An 18,570-nucleotide genomic window follows, 5' to 3' on the forward strand; every position below is an offset into this window, starting at 1 on the left:
GGGTCAGCGGTCGAGGACCAGGCCGACCTTTTGGAACTCCTTGAGGTCGCGGTAGCCGCACTTGGCCATCGCGCGGCGCAGCCCGCCGAACAGGTTGAGCTGGCCGTCGGCCTCGTCGGCCGGGCCGAAGAGCAGCTGCTCCATCGACCCGATCGGGTCGCCGGAGACCTCGAACGCGCCCCGGGGCAGCGACGGGTGGCTGGCCGCCGAGTGCCACCAGGCACCACCGGCGGGTGCCTCGTCGCAGAGCGACAGCGGCTCGCCGAGCATCACCGCGTCCGCGCCGCAGCCGAGCGCCTTGGCGATGTCACCCGAGGTCTGGATGTCACCGTCGGCGATCAGGTGCACGTACCGGCCGCCGGTCTCGTCGAGGTAATCCCGGCGGGCCGCTGCGGCGTCGGCGATCGCGGTGGCCATCGGCACCCGGATGCCCAGCACCGACTCGGTGGTCGACCACTCGTCGCCGCCGATGCCCACGATCACGCCGGCCGCGCCGGTGCGCATCAGGTGCAGCGCGGTCTTGTAGTCCGTGCAGCCGCCGACGATCACCGGCAGGTCGAGGTCGGCGATGAACTCCTTGAGGTTCAGCGGCTCGTCGGTGGTCGAGACGTGCTCGGCCGAGACGATGGTGCCCTGGATGACGAGGATGTCCACCCCGGCGTCCAGGATCACCGGGGCCAGCGCCAGGGTGTGCTGCGGGGAGACCCGCACCGCCACAGTGCTGCCACCGGCGCGCAACTCGCGGACCCGCTCCGCGATCAGGTCGGGGCGGATCGGCTCGGCGTACACCTCCTGGAGCCGCTTGGTGGCGCGGGCGTCCTCGTCGAGGCCGGCCAGCTCCTCCAGCACCTTGGTCGGGTTCTCGTAGCGGGTCCACAACCCCTCGACGTTGAGCACGCCGAGGCCGCCGAGCTCACCGAGCCGAACCGCCGACGACGGGCTCATCGTGGCGTCGGAGGGGTGCCCGACGCACGGGATGCCGAACGGGTACGCGTCGAGCTGCCAGGCGGTGGAGACGTCGTCGACGTCCCGGGTCCGGCGGCTCGGCACGATGGCGATGTCGTCCAGGTGGTAACCGCGCTGCGCGGTCTTGCCCAGCCCGATCTCGACCACGTCACGCATGGGGGACTCCAGGTTGTTGGGGGATGGTCAGCGGGAGTGGTAGTTGGGCGCCTCGACGGTCATCTGGATGTCGTGCGGGTGGCTCTCCTTGAGCCCGGCCGCGGTGATCCGGATCAGCTGGCCACGCCGGTGCAGCTCGGGGATGCTCTCCGCGCCGACGTACCCCATCGCGGCGCGCAGCCCGCCGGTGAGCTGGTGGGCGACCGCGGACAGCGGGCCCCGGTAGGGCACCTGGCCCTCGACGCCCTCGGGGACCAGCTTGTCCTCGGCGAGCACGTCCTGCTGGAAGTACCGGTCCTTCGAGTACGACTTGGCCTGGCCCCGGGACTGCATCGCTCCGAGCGAGCCCATCCCGCGGTACGCCTTGTACTGCTTGCCGTTGATGAAGATCAGGTCGCCCGGGCTCTCCTCGCAGCCGGCCAGCAGGCTGCCGAGCATCACCGTGTCGGCGCCGGCGACCAGCGCCTTGGCGATGTCGCCGGAGTATTGAATGCCGCCGTCGCCGATCACCGGCACGCCGGCCGGGCGGGCGGCCCGGGCCGCCTCCATGATCGCGGTGATCTGCGGCACGCCGACCCCGGCGACGATGCGGGTGGTGCAGATCGCGCCCGGACCCACGCCCACCTTGATCCCGTCGGCGCCGGCCTCGACCAACGCCCGCGCGCCGGCGTACGTGGCCACGTTGCCGCCCACGATGTCGATGGCGACGTCCTTCTTGAGCTGCCGGACCATGTCCAGCACGGCCCGCTGGTGGCCGTGCGCGGTGTCCACGATCAGCACGTCCACGCCCGCGTCGACCAGGGTGCGGGCCCGCTTGTAGGCGTCCTCGCCGACCCCCACGGCGGCGGCCACCCGCAGTCGGCCCGCGTCGTCCTTGGTGGCGTCCGGGTACTGCTCGCTCTTGGTGAAGTCCTTGACGGTGATCAACCCGCGCAGCCGGCCCGAGTCGTCGACGATCGGCAGCTTCTCGATCTTGTGCTGGCGCAGCAGGTCCAGTGCCTCGTCCTTGCTCACCCCGACCCGGGCGGTGACCAGCGGCGTCCGGGTCATGATCTCCCGTACCGGGGTGTTCGGCTCGGAGACGAAGCGCATGTCGCGGTTGGTGACGATGCCGACGAGCTGGCCGTCGCCGTCCACCACCGGCACGCCGGAGATCCGGTACCGCCCGCACAGCTCGTCGACATCGCGCAGGGTGTCGTCGGGGCTGGCGGTCACCGGGTTGGTGATCATGCCGGACTCGGAGCGCTTGACCAGGTCGACCTGGAGGGCCTGGTCCTCCAGCGAGAGGTTGCGGTGCAGCACGCCGATGCCACCCTGGCGGGCCATGGCGATCGCCATCCGCGCCTCGGTGACGGTGTCCATGGCGCTGGAGAGCAGCGGGACGGTCAACTCGATGTTGCGGGTGAGGCGGGTGCGGGTGTTGACACGGCTGGGAACCACGTCCGACTCGCCCGGCTGGAGCAGCACGTCATCGAAGGTGAGGCCGAGCGGAACCACCCGGGCCGAGCCGGCGGGCAGCTCGGGCAGGTGGCCGCCCAGGTCGGCGTGCTCGGCGCCGGCCGGAAGATCGTTGTTGGGCGAATTTTCCACGATTGCTCCCCTGAGCTGCTCGGATGGGCTTCAGCGAGGTGGCGCGGGCGGGCACCGGAACATGCCACGGTGCCGGCACGTCGTCCCATCGTACCCAGTGAGCTGGGCGACCTCTGCCGGTGGCGGGCCGGCCCGGCGCGGTGCCGGGGGCGGACGTCCCCGCCGCGTTGGGTCTACGGTGAGGGGGTGCACGACGAGCCCATCGACCCGTTCAACGGCGACCCGGCCGACCCGACCGCGGGGCTGGACGATCCGGGCGACGACGCGACGCCGGATCCGCTGACCGACGTCGAGCGGCAGGATGTGCTGGAGGACCTCGCCGACCTGGAGATCTACCAGGCGCTGCTGGCGCCGATCGGGGTCCGCGGGCTGGTCATCGAATGCGAAGACTGCCGCGAGCCGCACTACTTCGACTGGGATCTGCTCCGGGGCAACCTGCGCCACCTGCTCAACTCGGGCCGTCCCCGGGTGCACGAGCCGGCGTACGACCCGGACCCGGACCACTACGTGACCTGGGACTATGCCCGCGGGTACGCCGACGGGGTGCACGACACCCTGACCGAGGGCACCGAGGACGAGCCGGGCGCTTCCCCCTCCACCGACTGACCCCCGTCCTGACCCCGCCGGCGTTCGCGCCGGCAAGATCGTGCTGCGACAAGGAAACAGTGGCCTCCCGGTTCGGGGAGGCCACTGCATCCTGGATCGAGCACGATCAGGCACGTGGGTGGGTGGGTCAGGCGACCAGGCCGGCGCGGAACCCGGCGGCCACCGCGTGGGCGCGATCCCGGGCGCCGAGCTTGCGGAACAGCCGGCGGGCGTGGGTCTTGACGGTGTCCTCCGAGACGAACAACTCCCGGCCGATCTCCGCGTTGCTCTTGCCCTCGGCCATGCCCAGCAGCACCTGAAGCTCCCGCTCGGTGAGCCCGATCGACGCCCGGGCGGGCCGGGCAGCCGGGTTGGGACGGGGCGGGTCGCTCTGCTGGTCGGTCGCCGACTCACCGGTCGCCGGCTCAGGCTCGTCGTCGCCCCGCTGCACCGGCACCGACGGCACACCCGCCGGCCCCTCGCCGGGCGCGGCGGCCCAGCCCGGCTCGGCCGACCCGCGCAGCGACGGCGCGGAGCGGGCGGAACCGCCGACCGCCGCCGTGTCCCGGGCCGGATCGGTGGCCCGTTGCCGGGTGGCCCGGCCGGGCGCGGTGAGCAGCAGCAGCGCCTTGGCCACCGCGCTGGTCAGGTCGTGGTCGGCGTTCTGGATGAGGCCCCGGGCGCCGGCGCTGATGGTGGCCGCCGCCGCCTCGGACTCCTCAGCGCCGAGCAGCAGCACCGCGGCCTGCGGCGCGCGGGCCAGCACCCGGCGCACGAAGCCGGCGCTGTCCGGCCGGGTGAGGGCCGTGTCGGCCAGCACCACGTCGGCCGGCCGCTCGGCCAGCCGCAGCATCACCTCGGGATCGGAGACGGCGGTACGAACGATCGCGGACAACCCCAGCCGCGCGGCCGCGGAAGTCAGGTGCTGGGCCGCGAGTGGTGTCCGAACGCACACAAGAACGGTACGCACTGTGATCTCCTCTCCGACCACGAGCAGACCATGACGGGGTCGGCCGGGGAGGGGGTTCCCGGCAATCCTCCGAACTTTTCCGACAGATGGGGCAAAAGCCGCAAGTTCCGGGGCGTTCTCGATCACAGAAGTGTGAGCCGGGGACAGCCCGGGTACCGAGAAATCCAGGCCGGAAACGGTGCGCCTGCGCGGCCCGCCGCCCGGAAGCCGGCCACAAGGATCTCGCGGTGCCGCGCGGGAGGAGGGGTGCTGATGTCGAACGTACGTAGACTGCCCGGACCCATCGTCGATCTCTGGGACTGGCAGCGTCTCGGTGCCTGCCGTGGGCGGGACAGCGCTCAGTTCTTCCACCCCGACGGCGAGCGGGGCTCCTCCCGGTTGCGTCGGGAGTCCTCCGCCAAGGCGGTCTGCCGTGCCTGCCCGGTCCGTGCCGAGTGCGCCGCACACGCGCTGTCGGTCCGCGAGCCGTACGGCGTGTGGGGTGGCTTCAGCGAGTCGGAGCGGCTACGCCTGCTCGCCGTCGGCTGGGAGGACCTGGCGGACCGCCGGCAGGCCCGGGTCGACGTGACCCGACTGGAGGCCCGACTGGGCCACCCGCACAAGTCGACCGTCCCGGCCCAGCGCAACGTCGCCTGACCCGGCACTCCCCCGCGACACCGCGAACCGCGCCCCCACCCGCTGGGGGCGCGGTTTCCGCGCCTTCCGGGTCGGAGCGCACGGATCTTGGACAGTTTCCGTTAGCACGGAGCTGTTCAGTCCCATGACCTCTGTCGCAGTTCATGTCCCGGTTCCTGTGTCACAAGATCAGCTTTGTAGGTGGGGGTGCGTTGTCGGGCTTGACTGCAAGCCATGGCGACTCGGCGTCAGGTCATGAGCGCGGTGGATGCCCTGCTCACCGCAGGGGTGAAAATCGATAACGTGCAGCAGTGGTGTCGTGACAACGGGGTCAACCCGCGCACGTTCTACCGACACCGGGCGCGGATCGAGGCCGAGGGTGCGTGGCGACCCCGATCGAGCCGGCCGCACCACAGCCCGGGCCAGGCCCCGCCGGAACTGGACGCCTGGATCTGCAAGCTGCGCGCCGAGTTGGGCGTGGACAACGGCGCGGACCACATCCACGACGAACTGGTGCGCATCCACGCCGAGACCAGCCCCGCGTGGTCGGTGCCGTCACGATCCACGATCAACCGGGTGCTGTCGCGCCATGACCTGCTGCACCGCAACCCTGCCAAGAGGCCCCGCTGTTCCTGGCGCCGCTTCGCCTACGCCCAACCCCGCGACTGCTACCAGATCGACGCGACCATGATCACTCTCACCGACGGTCGTCTCGTCGCCGTGTTCGACGTCATCGACGACCGCACCCGCATGCTCGTGACCTGCCACGCCGCCACCGCCGAAACCGCCACCGCCGCGATCGCCGCCATCGGCCACGCCATCACCAACCACGGCGCACCCGCGATCGTCTTGTCCGACAACGGCGCCGCATTCACCAGCCGCCATCGCCACGACAACGCCGGCCCATCACGCTTCGCCCAAACCCTGCACCAACACGGCACCCGACTGATCCACTCCACCCCCTACCACCCACAGACCTGCGGCAAAGTCGAGCGCCACCACCAGACCCTGAAGAAATGGCTCACCGCGCAACCCCACCAACCCCGCACCCTGGGGCAACTGCAACGACTGCTCGACACCTACCGCGAGCACTACAACCACCGCCGCCACAGCGCCCTACCCGGCCGGACAACCCCACACCACACCTGGCACACCGCGCCACACCACGGCGGACCCCAAGCCCTACCGATCCAAACCGACGCCACCATCCACCGACCCCGCGTCTCCGACACCGGAACCATCCGCGTCGGCCCCGCCCGCATCGGCATCGGCTGCGCCTGGCGCGGACACCACCTCACCGCCATCCGCGACCACCACCACATCACCGTCTACACCGCGGACGGCCACCCCATCGGCCATGCCACCACCAACGACACCCGCTACGTCCGCCTCACCCCCACCCCATGACACACGTCCCGGGACACACGTTTGACACACCTCCCGCGACATGACAGTTAGCACGGAGCGGAAACTGTCCAAGATCTCCACGGGAAACCCCGCACCGCCGCCGGCTCGCGGTCAGCGGACGTTGACGGTGACCGTGTGCCAGCCGGTGGCACCGTCCGGGACCACACCCTGCTCGCGCTCGGTCTGGGTTTCCCCGGTCGCGTCGGTCGCCCGGACCTGGAGCCGGTGCTCGCCCGGCGTGGCGTCCCAGCGCCACGACCACTGCACCCAGGTGTCCACCGACACCGTCGGGGCCAGCTCCGCCTCCTGCCAGGGGTCGCCGTCGACGCGCACCTCGACCCGGCGGATGCCCCGGTGCTGCGCCCAGGCCACCCCGGCCACCGTCACCGGGCCGGCGGTCAGCCGGTTGCGCGAGCGCGGCGCGTCGATCCGCGACTGGGTCTTGATCGGCCCCTGGACGGACCAGCCCCGCGGCACCCAGTACGCGTCGAAGTCGGCGAACCGGGTCAGCTCCAGCTCGGTCACCCACTTGCACGCCGACACGTAGCCGTACAGGCCGGGCACCACCATGCGGACCGGGAAGCCGTGCTCGACCGGCAGCGGCTCCCCGTTCATGCCGATCGCCAGTAGCGCGTCCCGCCCGTCGCGCAGCGCGGCGGTGGGGGTGCCGCAGGTCCAGCCGTCGACCGACCGGCCGACTACCTGGTCTGCGTCCGCGTCCGGCTGGACCTCGTCCAGCAGTTCACGCAGGGGTACGCCGAGCCACCGGGCGTTGCCGATCAGGTCCCCGCCCACCTCGTTGGAGACGCAGGCCAGCGTGACGTACCGCTCGACCAACGGCCGGGCGAGCAGGTCGGCGTAGGTGTAGGTGCGCTCGGTGCCGACCCGCCCGTGGATCCGCAGCCGCCAGGTCGCCGGGTCCACCTGCGGCACCACCAGCGCGGTGTCGATCCGGTAAAACCCGAAGTTCGGGGTGACGTACGGTGCGAGCTGGGCCAGCGAGAGGTCGGCGCCCGCCGGCAGGGCCGGTGCGGGGGCGACCGGCGCGGGCAGCCGGATCGCGTCCCGGGCCGCGGACACGCCGCGCCGCCCGGCCAGCCAGCGCCCGCCGAGTCCGGCCACCGTGGCCGTACCCAGCAACACCCCGGCGCCGGTGAGGAATCTCCGCCGCGACTCCGGGTTGACCCCGTCGTCCGACGCCCGCCCGACGGGCACCGGCGGCGCGGCCGGCGTCACCGGGACCGGCAAGCCGTCCGAGCCCACCGAGCCCGCCGGCGCGGCCGGCGCGGGTGGAGTGGGTGGGGACCAGGGCCACGGGTCCAGCTCCAGCGGACCGGCGATGAACATCCACAGCACCAGGGCGCCGAGGCCGCCGCCGACCAGCGACGGCAGCGCGTCGGCGGCGTCCGCGCCGGGACGGGTCAGCGCGGCGGCCACGCCGACGGCGGCGAACGCCGCGATGCCGGCCAGGCCGAGGGCCAACCGGCGCACCGCCAGCACTCCCAGCAGCGCGGCGAACGCTCCCAGCAGCAGCGCGGTGCCGACCAGGAGGGCGATCTTGTCGGCGGTGCCGAAGAGGTCGATGGCGAGCTGCTTCAGCGACTCCGGGACGGCGTCGACGACCACCCCGCCGACCGCGACCAGCGGTGCCGACCGGGGCCCGGTCAGCACCGCCACCGGTTCCGCGAACCCGATCGCGACGGCGGCGGCTGTGACTCCGGCCAGCGCGGCGTACCGCCGCGACATGGTGCTCATCGGCCCAGTGTGCGCGGTCATCTCGCCCGGTCGCCAACCACGTCAGCGCTCGGTGCTGACCCCGGACACGGACCGGGGCACACCGTCGTCGACGGTGTGCCCCGGGAAGGTACCGCTACCGGGTCAGAAGCCCGGGCCGTGCTGGTGGCCGTGACCGTGGCCGTGCCCGCCGCCGGCGGCCGGCTCGGCCTGCTCCGGCTTCTCCACCACGAGGCTCTCCGTGGTGAGCAGCAGGCCGGCGATCGAGGCGGCGTTGGTGACCGCGTTGCGGGTCACCTTCACCGGGTCGATGATGCCGGCCTTGACCAGGTCGACGTACTCGCCGGTGGCGGCGTCGAGGCCGTGGCCCCACTCCTTGCCGGCAACCTTCTGGACCACGACGTAGCCGTCGTGGCCGGCGTTCTGCGCGATCCAGCGCAGCGGCTCGACCAGCGCCTTGCGCACGATCGAGACGCCGACCTTCTCCTCACCGGTGAAGCCCAGGTCGTCGTCGAGCACCGGAAGGATCTGCACCAGGGCGGCGCCGCCGCCGGGCACGGTGCCCTCCTCGACCGCAGCCTTGGTCGCCGCGATGGCGTCCTCGATGCGGTGCTTGCGCTCCTTCATCTCGACCTCGGTCGCCGCGCCCACCTTGATCACGGCGATGCCGCCGGAGAGCTTCGCCAGCCGCTCGGCCAGCTTCTCCCGGTCCCAGTCGGAGTCGGAGGCCTCGATCTCCTTGCGGATCTGGGCCACCCGGTCGGCAACGTCGGAGGACTGGCCGCCGCCGTCGACGATCGTGGTGTTCTCCTTGTCGACCACGACGCGCCGGGCGGTGCCGAGCACCTCCAGGCCGACCTGGTCGAGCTTGTAGCCCAGCTCCGGGGCGACCAGCTCGGCGCCGGTGGAGATCGCGATGTCCTGGAGCATGGCCTTGCGCCGGTCACCGAAGCCCGGGGCCTTCACGGCGCAGACCTTGAGGGTCTTGCGCAGCGAGTTGACCACCAGGGTGGAGAGCGCCTGGCCGTCCACGTCCTCGGCGATGATCAGCAGCGGCTTGCTGTTCTGCAGGACCTTCTCCAGCAGCGGCAGCAGCTCCTCGATCGCCGAGATCTTCTGGGTGGTGACCAGGATGTACGCGTCCTCAAGGACGGACTCCTGACCCTCCAGGTCGGTGACGAAGTTCGGCGAGATGAAGCCCTTGTCGAACTGGAGACCCTCGGTCACGTCCAGCTCGGTGGTGAGCGCGGAGCCCTCCTCGACGGTGATGACACCGTCGCGGCCGACCCGCTCCATCGCCTCGGCGATCAGCTCGCCGATGGTGGAGTCCTGCGCGGAGATCGTCGCCACGTTCGCGATCGACTCCTTGCCGGTGACCTCGGCGGCCCGGCCGAGCAGCGCCTCGGAGATCTTGGTGGCCGCCGCGTCGATGCCCCGCTTGAGGCCGGCCGGGTTGGTCCCGGCGGTGACGTTGCGCAGGCCCTCGCGGACCATCGCCTGGGCCAGCACGGTCGCGGTGGTGGTCCCGTCGCCGGCGACGTCGTTGGTCTTGGTCGCCACCTCCTTGACCAGCTGCGCGCCGAGGTTCTCGTAGGGATTGGTGAGCTCGATCTCCTTGGCGATGGTCACACCATCGTTGGTGATCGTCGGCGCACCGAATTTCTTGTCCAGGACGACGTTGCGCCCGCGCGGGCCGAGGGTGACCTTGACCGCGTCAGCGAGGGCGTTGACACCGTGCTCCAGCAGGTGCCGGGCGTCGTCCGAGAAGCTAAGGATCTTCGCCATGAATGTCCCTTCGAAGCGCCGTTGCCCCGGCCCGGCGAGCCGGACCGGGGCAACGACACTGATCGGTTGCTTACTTCTCGATGACCGCGAGGACGTCGCGGGCGGAGAGCACCAGGTACTCCTCGCCGGCGTACTTGACCTCGGTGCCGCCGTACTTCGAGTAGAGGACGGTGTCGCCGACCTTGACGTCAACCGGAACTCGGTTGCCGTTGTCGTCGACGCGCCCCGGGCCGACAGCGAGGACAGTGCCCTCCTGCGGCTTCTCCTTGGCGGTGTCGGGGATCACGATGCCCGACGCCGTGGTGGTCTCAGCCTCGTTCGCCTGGACCACGATGCGGTCCTCGAGCGGCTTGATCGCAACCTTGGTCGCGGTAGTCACGGGCATACCCTCCTGGGGTACTGGTTTCGTTGCCGGTCGGCGAGGCCAACCAGCGTCAATCTGCCTCATGCCACCGGGCGGGGCCGTCGTCGCGGGTGCCGGTCCGCCTGGCGTTTCGCACCCGGGTCGTGAGACCCGGGAGCTGGCACCCTCAGGGTGAGAGTGCTAATCGCAGGTTATTCCGTGGCTAGCACTCCGTCAAGGAGAGTGCCAACGCACCCTCCGCCGTGTCGCCACAGTTCCGCCAGTCGTTACCGCAACACGCCGGGAGCACCTCGCCGCACCGTGGCCATCTCCCTACCGTCGGTTGCCACCACCGGATGCCGACGAAGGGGAGCCGAGTGACCCGGATACCGACCCTGACGTTCCTGCACGAACAGCTACGCCGGGCACGCCAGGCGCGCGGGCTCAGCCAGGAGGAGCTGGGCAAGCTGGTCAACTACTCATCGTCGTACGTGAGTGCGGTCGAGATCGGGCAGAGCTCGGTCAAGCCGGACTACCTGGCCCGCATCGACTCAATCCTGGACACCGGCGGTCTCTTCGTCGGCATGCTGGAGCTGGTCCGCTTCCACGCCGCACCCGACTGGTTCCGCCCGTGGGACGAGATCGAGCGGGAGGCGGCTGCGCTGCGCTGGTACGACCCGACGGTGATCCCCGGCCTGCTCCAGTCCGAGGGGTACGCGCGGGCGATGCTCGGCGTGGGCGGCGAGCTGACCGCCGAAGAGGTGGAGACGCGGGTGGTGGCCCGGCTCGCCCGGCAGTCGCTGCTGACCGCCGACCCGCGTCCGCAGCTCGTCGCGGTGCTGGAGGAGCACACGCTGCGCCGGCAACTCGGCGACCGGGAGACCATGCGCGACCAGCTACAGCACCTGCTGGCCGTGGGCACCGCACCGAACGTGCAGGTCCGGGTCGTGCCGGCCGACGCCCCCTGGCATGTCGGGCTCAACGGCCCGTTCATCCTGGCCCGGCTTGAGAGCGGTGCCGAGCTGGTCCACCTGGACAACCAGCTCCGGGGGCAGACCGTGGACAGCCCGAACGACGTTGCCGCCCTGGAGCGGCGCTGGGAGACTGTGACCGGCGAGGCACTGCCATGCCGGCAGTCCGCCCGGCTGATCGAGGAAGTGGTGCAGACATGGACCTGACCCACGCCACCTGGCGCAAGGCCTCCCGCAGCAACAGCAACGGCGGTGCCTGCGTCGAGGTCGCCGACAACCTGCCCGGCGTGGTCGCCGTGCGCGACAGCAAGGACCCGACCGGGCCGGCGCTCACCTTCACCCCGGCGAGCTGGCGGGCCTTCGTCGCCGCCACGCCCACCGACTGACACCACCGTCCAGCCAGCCCGGCCGGCCCGGGACAATGACCGGGTGGATCTCGACCAGCTCGCGGCGCTGCGTACCCCCGAGGGGTCGGCCGCGCTCGCGGCGGCGGCCGTGCTGGCCGGCGGTGACCCGCTGGCCGCGGCGTCGGCCCTGCGCGCGACCGGCGTGCCGCCGGCACTGGCCTCGGCGGCACTGACCCAGGCCGAGCTGCGCCACCGGGCGGTCGGCAAGTTCGGCCCGGCCGCCGCCGGGATGTTCCTCACCCGCGCCGGGCTGGAGCAGGCCACCCGCCGGGTGGTCGCCGACCGCCGCGCCGCCCGGCTGCGCGCGGCCGGCGTGCGCACCCTGGCCGACCTCGGGTGCGGGCTCGGTGCCGACGCGCTCGCCGCCGCCCGCGCCGACATCCGGGTGTACGGGGTGGAGGCCGACCCGGTGACCGCCGCCATGGCCGCCGCCAACGCCGCCGCTGCGGGGCTGGCCGAGCTGTTCACGGTCGAGTGCGGCGACGCCACCACCTTCGACGTCTCCGGCGTCGACGGCGTCTTCTGCGACCCGGCCCGACGCCGCGCGGGCACCGGGCGACGGATCTTCGACCCGCGCGCCTACTCGCCGCCGTGGGACTTCGTCACCGGGCTGGCCGAGCGGGTGCCGCGCACCGTGGTGAAGGTCGCGCCGGGGTTGGACCACGCGCTCATCCCGACCGGCGCGGAGGCGGAGTGGGTCAGCGTGGACGGCGATCTGGTCGAGGCGGCGCTCTGGTGCGGTGAGCTGGCCGAGGTGACCCGCCGCGCCACCCTGTACCGGCAGGAGGCGGCCGGTGACGGGGTCCGCTGCCACCAGCTCACCGGCTCGGGTGCCGCCGAGGCGCCGGTCGGGCCGCCACGCCGCTACCTGTACGACCCGGATCCGGCGGTGGTCCGCGCGCACCTCGTCGCCGAGCTGGCCGGCGAACTGGACGCCACCCTCGGCGACCCGAGCATCGCCTACCTCTACGCCGACCGCCCGACCCGCACCCCGTACGCGCGCTGCCTGGAGATCACCGATGTGCTGCCGTTCTCGCTGAAGCGGCTGCGGACGCTGCTGCGCGACCGCCGGGTGGGCCGGGTGGAGATCCTCAAGCGGGGTTCCGCGCTCACTCCGGAGCAGCTCCGGCGGGACCTGCGGCTGGCCGGTGACACGGCGGCGAGTCTGGTGCTCACCCGGGTCGCCGGGGCACCGACCGTGCTGATCTGCCGCCCGGTCGACTAGGTTCCAGAGTGTGGCGGGACAGGGCACTCCGGCGACAGCACTGCTGACCAAGCGCGGCATCGCGCACCGCACGCACCCGTACCGGGTGGCGCCGGACGCGCCGAACTACGGCGCGCTGGTCGCGGCGGCTCTCGGCGTACCGCCGGAGCGCGTGTTCAAGTCCCTTGTGACCGACGTCGACGGCGCGCTCACCGTGGCGGTCGTCCCGGTCACCGGCGAGCTGGACCTCAAGGCGCTCGCCGCAGCGGTCGGCGGCAAGCGGGCCGCGCTGGCCGACCGGACGGTCGCCGAGCGGGCCACCGGCTACGTACGGGGCGGAATCAGCCCGCTCGGGCAGCGCCGACGGCTGCCCACCGTGCTGGACGACTCCGCGCTGGACCTGCCGACGATCTACGTCTCCGCTGGCCGGCGTGGTCTTGAGCTTGAGTTGGCCGCCGCGGATCTGGTGGCGCTGACCGAAGCCCGGACCGCTCCGCTCCAGGCCCACTGACCGCTCGGTCCAGGGAGGCCGACAGCGCCCACGTCCGCGCCAGATGATCACCGGGTGACGGCCGCGTTGCCGAACTGTTACCCCGACGAACGAAGTCCCCGCCCCGGCAGTCTTGTGGACGCGGCGACAGCGCCATACGTTGCCGGGCACAACAAACACCACACTCCCCACCCCCGGAAAGGACCCTGCACATGCGTAAGGGGCTCCTCACCTTCGCCACCGCGGGCCTGCTGGCCACCGGCGGCACGGCGGCCTGTGGCGACACGTTCGGCGGAGTCGACCAGGCTGGCTCCGCCAAGACCCCGAAGATCGGCGTGATCCTGCCGGACAGCAAGTCCTCGGCGCGCTGGGAGGGCGCCGACCGCAGGTTCCTGGAGGAGGCGTTCCAGCGCGCGGGGGTCAAGTACGACATCCAGAACGCCCAGGGTGACAAGAGTCAGTTCCAGACCATCGCCGAACAGATGATCACCAACGGCGTCACCACCCTGATGATCGTGAACCTGGACTCCGGCACCGGCAAGGCCGTACTCGACAAGGCGAGGTCACAGGGGGTCGCCACCATCGACTACGACCGGCTCACCGTGGGCGGCTCGGCGCTCTACTACGTCAGCTTCGACAACGAGGCGGTCGGCAAACTCCAGGGTGAGGGCCTGGTGAAGTGCCTGGCCGACAAGGGCGTGCGGAAGCCGGCCGTGTCCTATCTGAACGGTGCACCGACCGACAACAACGCCAGTCAGTTGAAGAGCGGCTACAACTCGGTGCTCCAGCCGAAGTTCGACGCGGGCGAGTACACCCAGGGACCGATGGACGCGGTGCCGGACTGGGACAACGCCCAGGCCGCCACGATCTTCGAGCAGCAACTGACCCAGGCCGACGGCCGCATCGACGGGGTGATCGCCGCCAACGACGGCGTCGCCAACGCTGTCATCTCTGTGCTGAAGAAGAACAAGCTCAACGGCAGGGTGCCGGTCACCGGCCAGGACGCTGACCCACAGGGCCTGCAGAACGTCCTCGCCGGCGACCAGTGCATGACGGTCTACAAAGCAATCAAGGAGGAGGCCGAGGCCGCGTCCGACCTCGCCGTCGCGGTGGCCCGGGGCAGGACCAAGGACACCGGGCAGACGGTCCGCGACCCGGAGACCGGCCGGGCCGTCCCCGCGGTCCTGCTGACCCCCCGGGCCGTCTACCGGGAGGACATCGCGGACGTCATCGCGGACGACTTCGTCACCCGGGACGAGGTCTGCTCCGGTGGATACGCCAAACTCTGCGCCGAAGCCGGCGTCCGCTGATCGGCGTCCAGGCGACTCCGCCGACCGGCACGGCAGCAGACCTCCGCGCCGGACGGTGCCCGCCGGGCGCGTCCCAGAGCATCCCCTCCATCCGAAGGAGACCCCCCGTGTCCGGGAGACCCCTGCTGGAACTCCGTGGGATCGACAAGAGCTTCGGTCCCGTCCAGGTGCTGCGCGACGTGGCCTTCTCGGCCCATCCGGGTGAGGTGACCGCGCTGGTCGGCGACAACGGCGCCGGCAAGTCGACCCTGGTCAAGTGCATCAGCGGTATCCACCCCACCGATGCCGGCGAGTTCCTCTTCAACGGCGAGCCGGTGACCATCAGCAGCCCCCGGGACGCCGCCGCCCTCGGCATCGAGATCGTCTACCAGGACCTCGCGCTCTGCGAGAACCTCGACATCGTGCAGAACATGTTCCTCGGCCGGGAGAAACGCAACGGCATCGTGCTGGACGAGGCGACCATGGAGCAGATGGCCGCCGAGACGCTCGCCGGGCTCTCCGTCCGCAGCGTCACGTCGCTGCGCCAGCACGTCTCCAGCCTCTCCGGCGGGCAACGCCAGACCGTGGCCATCGCCAAGGCGGTGCTGTGGAACAACCGGCTGGTCATCCTCGACGAGCCGACCGCCGCCCTCGGCGTGGCGCAGACCGCCCAGGTCCTCGAACTGGTCCGCCGGCTGGCCGACAACGGCCTCGCCGTGGTGCTCATCTCGCACAACATGAACGACGTCTTCGCCATCTCCGACCGGATCGCCGCGCTGTACCTCGGCCAGATGGTCGCCCAGGTGAGGACCACCGAGATCACCCACGCCCAGGTGGTCGAGCTGATCACCTCCGGCCGCTCGGGCGGCTTCGGGCTCGCCGCCGACCCGGCCCCGGGCGGCACCGACAACGGCCTGTGGCCGGCCGATGTGAGCACAGGAGGCGTCCGATGACCACCACCGCCGTACGCCGGGATGACTCCCCGGCCGTGCCCGAGGTGCCGACCATCGGCAGTCACCTGCGCACCTACCTGAGCAGGGTCCGCGGTGGTGACGTCGGTGGCCTACCGGCCGTCCTGGGGCTGGTCGTCCTCGGCACGGTCTTCTCGATCATGCGGCCGTCGTTCCTGTCGGCCGGCAACTTCGCCAACCTGTTCACGCAGGGCGCGGCGGTCACGCTGATCGCCATGGGCCTGGTCTTCGTCCTGCTGCTCGGTGAGATCGACCTCTCCGCCGGCTTCGCCAGCGGCGTATGCGCCGCAGTACTGGCCAACGTGGCCTCCGTGCTCGGCTACCCGTGGTGGGTCGCGGTGCTCGCCGCGATCGTCACCGGGGTGCTCATCGGCACCACCCTCGGTTTCCTGGTCACGAAGATCGGCATTCCGTCCTTCGTGGTCACCCTCGCCGGCTTCCTCGCCTTCCAGGGCATCGTGCTGATGCTGATGAAGGAGGGCCGGAACATCTCGGTCCGCGACGACGTGCTGCTCGCCATCGCCAACCGCACCCTCAGCCCGGCCGCCGGTTGGCTGCTGGCCGCCGTGGCGATCACCGGCTTCGCGGCGGCGCAACTGCTGCGGCACCGCAACCGGGCCGCTCGCGGGCTCGTCACCGACCCGTTCGCGGTGGTCGTCGCGCGCATCGCCGGGCTCGCACTCCTGCTGGGCGTGGCGGTGTTCATCCTCAACCTGGAGCGCAGCCGCAACGTGCCGGCCGTCTCGCTGCGAGGCGTACCGGTGGTGGTGCCGATCATGGCGGCGCTGCTCGTACTGCTGACCTTTGTGCTGCAACGCACCAGCTACGGCCGGCACGTCTACGCGGTCGGCGGCAACAAGGAGGCGGCCCGCCGTGCCGGCATCGACGTCGACCGCATCCGCATCTCGGTCTTCGTGATCTGCTCGTCGATGGCTGCGGTCGGCGGCATCGTCGCGGCCAGCCGGGCCAACTCCGTCGATCCGAACACCGGGGGCAGTAACGTACTGCTCTATGCCGTCGGCGCGGCGGTGATCGGCGGCACCAGCCTCTTCGGCGGCAAGGGCCGCATCCTCGACGCCGTGCTCGGTGGGGCGGTGGTCGCGGTCATCGACAACGGGATGGGCCTGATGGGGTACAGCGCGGGGGTCAAGTACGTGGTCACCGGCGTGGTGCTGCTGCTCGCCGCCAGCGTCGACGCCTTCTCCCGTCGCCGCTCGGCCACGACCGGCACCCGCTGACGGCGGGCATCGCGGTGTCGTCGACCATGCGCACCGGGCCGAGTCAGGACGAGATCCGCCGGCAGAATCTCGGTGCCCTGCTGCGCCACGTGCACGTCCATGGGGCGACCACCCGCGCCGAGCTGACCACCACGCTGGGGTTGAACCGCAGCACCATCGGCGCGTTGACCGCCGACCTGGCCGGTGCCGGGCTGGTCACCGAGGCGACGCCGAAGCAGACCAGGCGTGCCGGCCGACCGTCCCTGGAGGTCCGGCCCGAGTCGGTCCGGGTCTACGCGTACGCGTACTCCATTGAGGTGGACCGGCTGCGGGCCGCCCGGGTCGGTCTCGGTGGCGCGGTGCTGGACCGCCGGGAGCTGGACCGGCCCCGGGGGTTGCTGGCCGCGGAGGCCGCGCCGCTGCTGGCCGGGGCGGCCAAGGAGATGCAGCAGGCGGTGCCAGCCGGCGCGATGTGCGTCGGCACCGGCGTCGCCGTCTGCGGGATGGTGCGCCGCGACGACGGCCTGGCGCTGCTCGCGCCGACCAGCGGTTGGGTGGACGAGCCGATCGGCGCGGCGCTCAGCGCGGAGCTGGGCCTGGACCAGCCGATCACCGTGGGCAACGTGGCCGACGTGGCCGCCGTCGCCGAGCACGCCCGGGGAGTGGCAGCCGGCTGCGACGACGTCATCTACCTGTACGGCGACGTCGGGGTGGGAGCCGGGATCATCGCCGGCGGGCGCCGGTTGACCGGGCACGGCGGGTACGGCGGCGAGGTCGGCCACATGAAGGTGGTCCGCGAGGGCGAGCCCTGCGAGTGCGGCTCCCGGGGCTGCTGGCAGACCGTGATCGGTGAGTACGGCCTGTTCCGTGCCGCCAGCCGGCCGGACGCCCGCGGCCGGGACGCGCTGCTGGCGCTCTTCGACGCCGCCGGCCGGGGCGACGCCCGCGCCCAGACGGCGGTCCGCCAGGCGGGTGACTGGCTCGGCTTCGGCGTGGCCAACCTGGTGAACATCTTCAACCCGGAGATGGTCATCTTCGGTGGCACCATCCGCGACCTGTACCTCGCCTCGGCGGCCCAGGTACGCAGCCGGCTGAACTCCAACGCGCTCGGTGCCTGCCTGGAGCACGTCCGCCTGCGGACGCCCAAGCTGGGTCAGGACGCGGCCCTGATCGGTGCGGCCGAGCTGGCGTTCGAGCGGCTGCTCGCGGACCCGCTCGACGCCGGCTGAGCGCGTACCCTGTCCGGCGTGGATGTCGAGCTGCGCGCCTCCGACGACGACCGCAACCGGGTGGTCGCCGAGCTGCACCGGCACACCACGGCGGGCCGGCTCACCCTGGACGAGTTCTCCGACCGGGTCGGTGCGGTGTGGACCGCACGCACCCTCGGTGACCTGGCCGCGCTCACCCGCGACCTGCCGGTCCTGCCCGACCCGTCCGCCAACGCGACGGCCGACGGCGACCACGCCGGGCAAGGCCGTCGAGAGCTGCTGGTGCTCTTCGCCGTCGCCGCGCTGACCCTGCTGCTGCTCGGCGGGTTCCTCGCCGTCACCCGCTGACCCGGGCCACCGCCGGGTGGGGCTCGGTCGCGCCCCACCCGACAGCCCGCCGGTCAGCTGTGGGAGCTGACCCGCTTGATGTTGACCACACCCTCCTCGTCGAACACTTCGAGGATCTGGGTGGAGAAGCTACGCCGACCACGCCGGGTGAGGTCCACCCCGTCGTGGATCTTCACCCGGTCGGCGCCGTTGTGCTCGGCGAAGACGTCGACGGCCTGGCCGTTCCTGATGTCGGCACAGACCTTGACGGTCCGGGTGCCGTCGGCCTCCTCGTCCACAACGACGAGGCCCCGGTCGATGGGAAGTTTCACTGC

The 18,570-nt window shown here is 71.7% G+C and carries 19 protein-coding genes; 12 read left to right on the forward strand and 7 right to left on the reverse strand.

Features of this window, described 5'->3' with window-relative positions; all coding sequences use genetic code 11:
- Nucleotides 1-3 precede the first annotated feature (3 nt).
- Nucleotides 4-1,122, reverse strand: a complete 1,119-nt coding sequence (locus OG470_RS02490; protein ID WP_328420328.1) for a GuaB3 family IMP dehydrogenase-related protein — start codon at nt 1,120-1,122, stop codon at nt 4-6.
- A 27-nt stretch (nt 1,123-1,149) separates the two neighbouring features.
- The gene (gene guaB / locus OG470_RS02495; RefSeq protein ID WP_328420330.1) at nt 1,150-2,712 is read right to left on the reverse strand and encodes an IMP dehydrogenase; all 1,563 of its coding nucleotides are present in this window, start codon (nt 2,710-2,712) and stop codon (nt 1,150-1,152) included.
- Nucleotides 2,713-2,898: 186 nt separating this feature from the next.
- Between guaB and OG470_RS02500 the strand changes: the two genes are divergently transcribed.
- Nucleotides 2,899-3,318 (forward strand): DUF5319 domain-containing protein, encoded by a 420-nt coding sequence (locus OG470_RS02500; protein WP_328420332.1) that lies wholly within the window; start codon nt 2,899-2,901, stop codon nt 3,316-3,318.
- Nucleotides 3,319-3,445: 127 nt separating this feature from the next.
- On the opposite strand, the gene OG470_RS02505 is transcribed toward OG470_RS02500, so the two are convergent.
- Entirely contained in the window at nt 3,446-4,267 is an 822-nt protein-coding gene (locus OG470_RS02505) for a helix-turn-helix transcriptional regulator (RefSeq protein ID WP_328420334.1), read from the reverse strand.
- Nucleotides 4,268-4,519: 252 nt separating this feature from the next.
- Between OG470_RS02505 and OG470_RS02510 the strand changes: the two genes are divergently transcribed.
- Together OG470_RS02510 and OG470_RS02515 are read left to right on the forward strand one after the other, a co-directional pair.
- Nucleotides 4,520-4,903 (forward strand): WhiB family transcriptional regulator, encoded by a 384-nt coding sequence (locus OG470_RS02510; protein WP_328420336.1) that lies wholly within the window; start codon nt 4,520-4,522, stop codon nt 4,901-4,903.
- A 213-nt stretch (nt 4,904-5,116) separates the two neighbouring features.
- The gene (locus OG470_RS02515) at nt 5,117-6,289 is read left to right on the forward strand and encodes a DDE-type integrase/transposase/recombinase (RefSeq protein ID WP_328420338.1); all 1,173 of its coding nucleotides are present in this window, start codon (nt 5,117-5,119) and stop codon (nt 6,287-6,289) included.
- Nucleotides 6,290-6,400: 111 nt separating this feature from the next.
- Here OG470_RS02515 and OG470_RS02520 read toward each other — a convergent pair whose 3' ends face one another.
- The 3 genes from OG470_RS02520 to groES all read right to left on the reverse strand — a co-directional run bounded on the left by OG470_RS02520 (nt 6,401) and on the right by groES (nt 10,193).
- The gene (locus tag OG470_RS02520) at nt 6,401-8,044 is read right to left on the reverse strand and encodes a molybdopterin-dependent oxidoreductase (RefSeq protein ID WP_328420340.1); all 1,644 of its coding nucleotides are present in this window, start codon (nt 8,042-8,044) and stop codon (nt 6,401-6,403) included.
- A gap of 123 nt (nt 8,045-8,167) precedes the next feature.
- Complete coding sequence (groL, locus tag OG470_RS02525) at nt 8,168-9,808, reverse strand: chaperonin GroEL (RefSeq protein WP_328420342.1); 1,641 nt, start codon at nt 9,806-9,808, stop codon at nt 8,168-8,170.
- 70 nt (nt 9,809-9,878) lie between these two features.
- A complete protein-coding gene (gene groES, locus OG470_RS02530; RefSeq protein WP_130404589.1) occupies nt 9,879-10,193 on the reverse strand; it encodes a co-chaperone GroES in 315 nt (104 codons plus the stop codon).
- A 335-nt stretch (nt 10,194-10,528) separates the two neighbouring features.
- On the opposite strand from groES, the gene OG470_RS02535 reads away from it, so the two are divergent.
- The 9 genes from OG470_RS02535 (at nt 10,529) to OG470_RS02575 (ending at nt 18,256) form a co-directional block, all read left to right on the forward strand.
- Nucleotides 10,529-11,329: a helix-turn-helix domain-containing protein gene (locus OG470_RS02535; RefSeq protein ID WP_328420346.1), complete on the forward strand. Its 801-nt coding sequence runs from the start codon at nt 10,529-10,531 to the stop codon at nt 11,327-11,329.
- Nucleotides 11,320-11,508 carry a DUF397 domain-containing protein gene (locus tag OG470_RS02540; protein WP_210913918.1) on the forward strand — a complete coding sequence of 63 codons (189 nt, stop codon included), beginning with the start codon at nt 11,320-11,322 and terminating at the stop codon, nt 11,506-11,508. Before OG470_RS02535 ends, OG470_RS02540 begins: the two co-directional genes overlap by 10 nt.
- Nucleotides 11,509-11,551: 43 nt before the next feature.
- Nucleotides 11,552-12,754 carry a THUMP-like domain-containing protein gene (locus tag OG470_RS02545; protein WP_328420352.1) on the forward strand — a complete coding sequence of 401 codons (1,203 nt, stop codon included), beginning with the start codon at nt 11,552-11,554 and terminating at the stop codon, nt 12,752-12,754.
- Nucleotides 12,755-12,764: 10 nt separating this feature from the next.
- Nucleotides 12,765-13,244 (forward strand): Cys-tRNA(Pro) deacylase, encoded by a 480-nt coding sequence (ybaK, locus tag OG470_RS02550; protein WP_328420354.1) that lies wholly within the window; start codon nt 12,765-12,767, stop codon nt 13,242-13,244.
- 191 nt (nt 13,245-13,435) lie between these two features.
- Nucleotides 13,436-14,533, forward strand: a complete 1,098-nt coding sequence (locus OG470_RS02555) for a sugar ABC transporter substrate-binding protein (RefSeq protein ID WP_328420356.1) — start codon at nt 13,436-13,438, stop codon at nt 14,531-14,533.
- A gap of 107 nt (nt 14,534-14,640) precedes the next feature.
- Complete coding sequence (locus OG470_RS02560) at nt 14,641-15,465, forward strand: ATP-binding cassette domain-containing protein (RefSeq protein WP_328420358.1); 825 nt, start codon at nt 14,641-14,643, stop codon at nt 15,463-15,465.
- Nucleotides 15,462-16,721 carry a sugar ABC transporter permease gene (locus OG470_RS02565; RefSeq protein WP_328420360.1) on the forward strand — a complete coding sequence of 420 codons (1,260 nt, stop codon included), beginning with the start codon at nt 15,462-15,464 and terminating at the stop codon, nt 16,719-16,721. Before OG470_RS02560 ends, OG470_RS02565 begins: the two co-directional genes overlap by 4 nt.
- A gap of 26 nt (nt 16,722-16,747) precedes the next feature.
- Entirely contained in the window at nt 16,748-17,929 is a 1,182-nt protein-coding gene (locus tag OG470_RS02570) for an ROK family transcriptional regulator (protein WP_328420362.1), read from the forward strand.
- An 18-nt stretch (nt 17,930-17,947) separates the two neighbouring features.
- Nucleotides 17,948-18,256: a DUF1707 SHOCT-like domain-containing protein gene (locus OG470_RS02575; protein WP_328420364.1), complete on the forward strand. Its 309-nt coding sequence runs from the start codon at nt 17,948-17,950 to the stop codon at nt 18,254-18,256.
- Nucleotides 18,257-18,309: 53 nt separating this feature from the next.
- Here OG470_RS02575 and OG470_RS02580 read toward each other — a convergent pair whose 3' ends face one another.
- Nucleotides 18,310-18,567, reverse strand: a complete 258-nt coding sequence (locus OG470_RS02580) for a hypothetical protein (protein ID WP_328420366.1) — start codon at nt 18,565-18,567, stop codon at nt 18,310-18,312.
- Between the last annotated feature and the right edge of the window lie 3 nt (nt 18,568-18,570).

It is taken from the genome of Micromonospora sp. NBC_00389 (assembly GCF_036059255.1).
Classification (GTDB): domain Bacteria; phylum Actinomycetota; class Actinomycetes; order Mycobacteriales; family Micromonosporaceae; genus Micromonospora.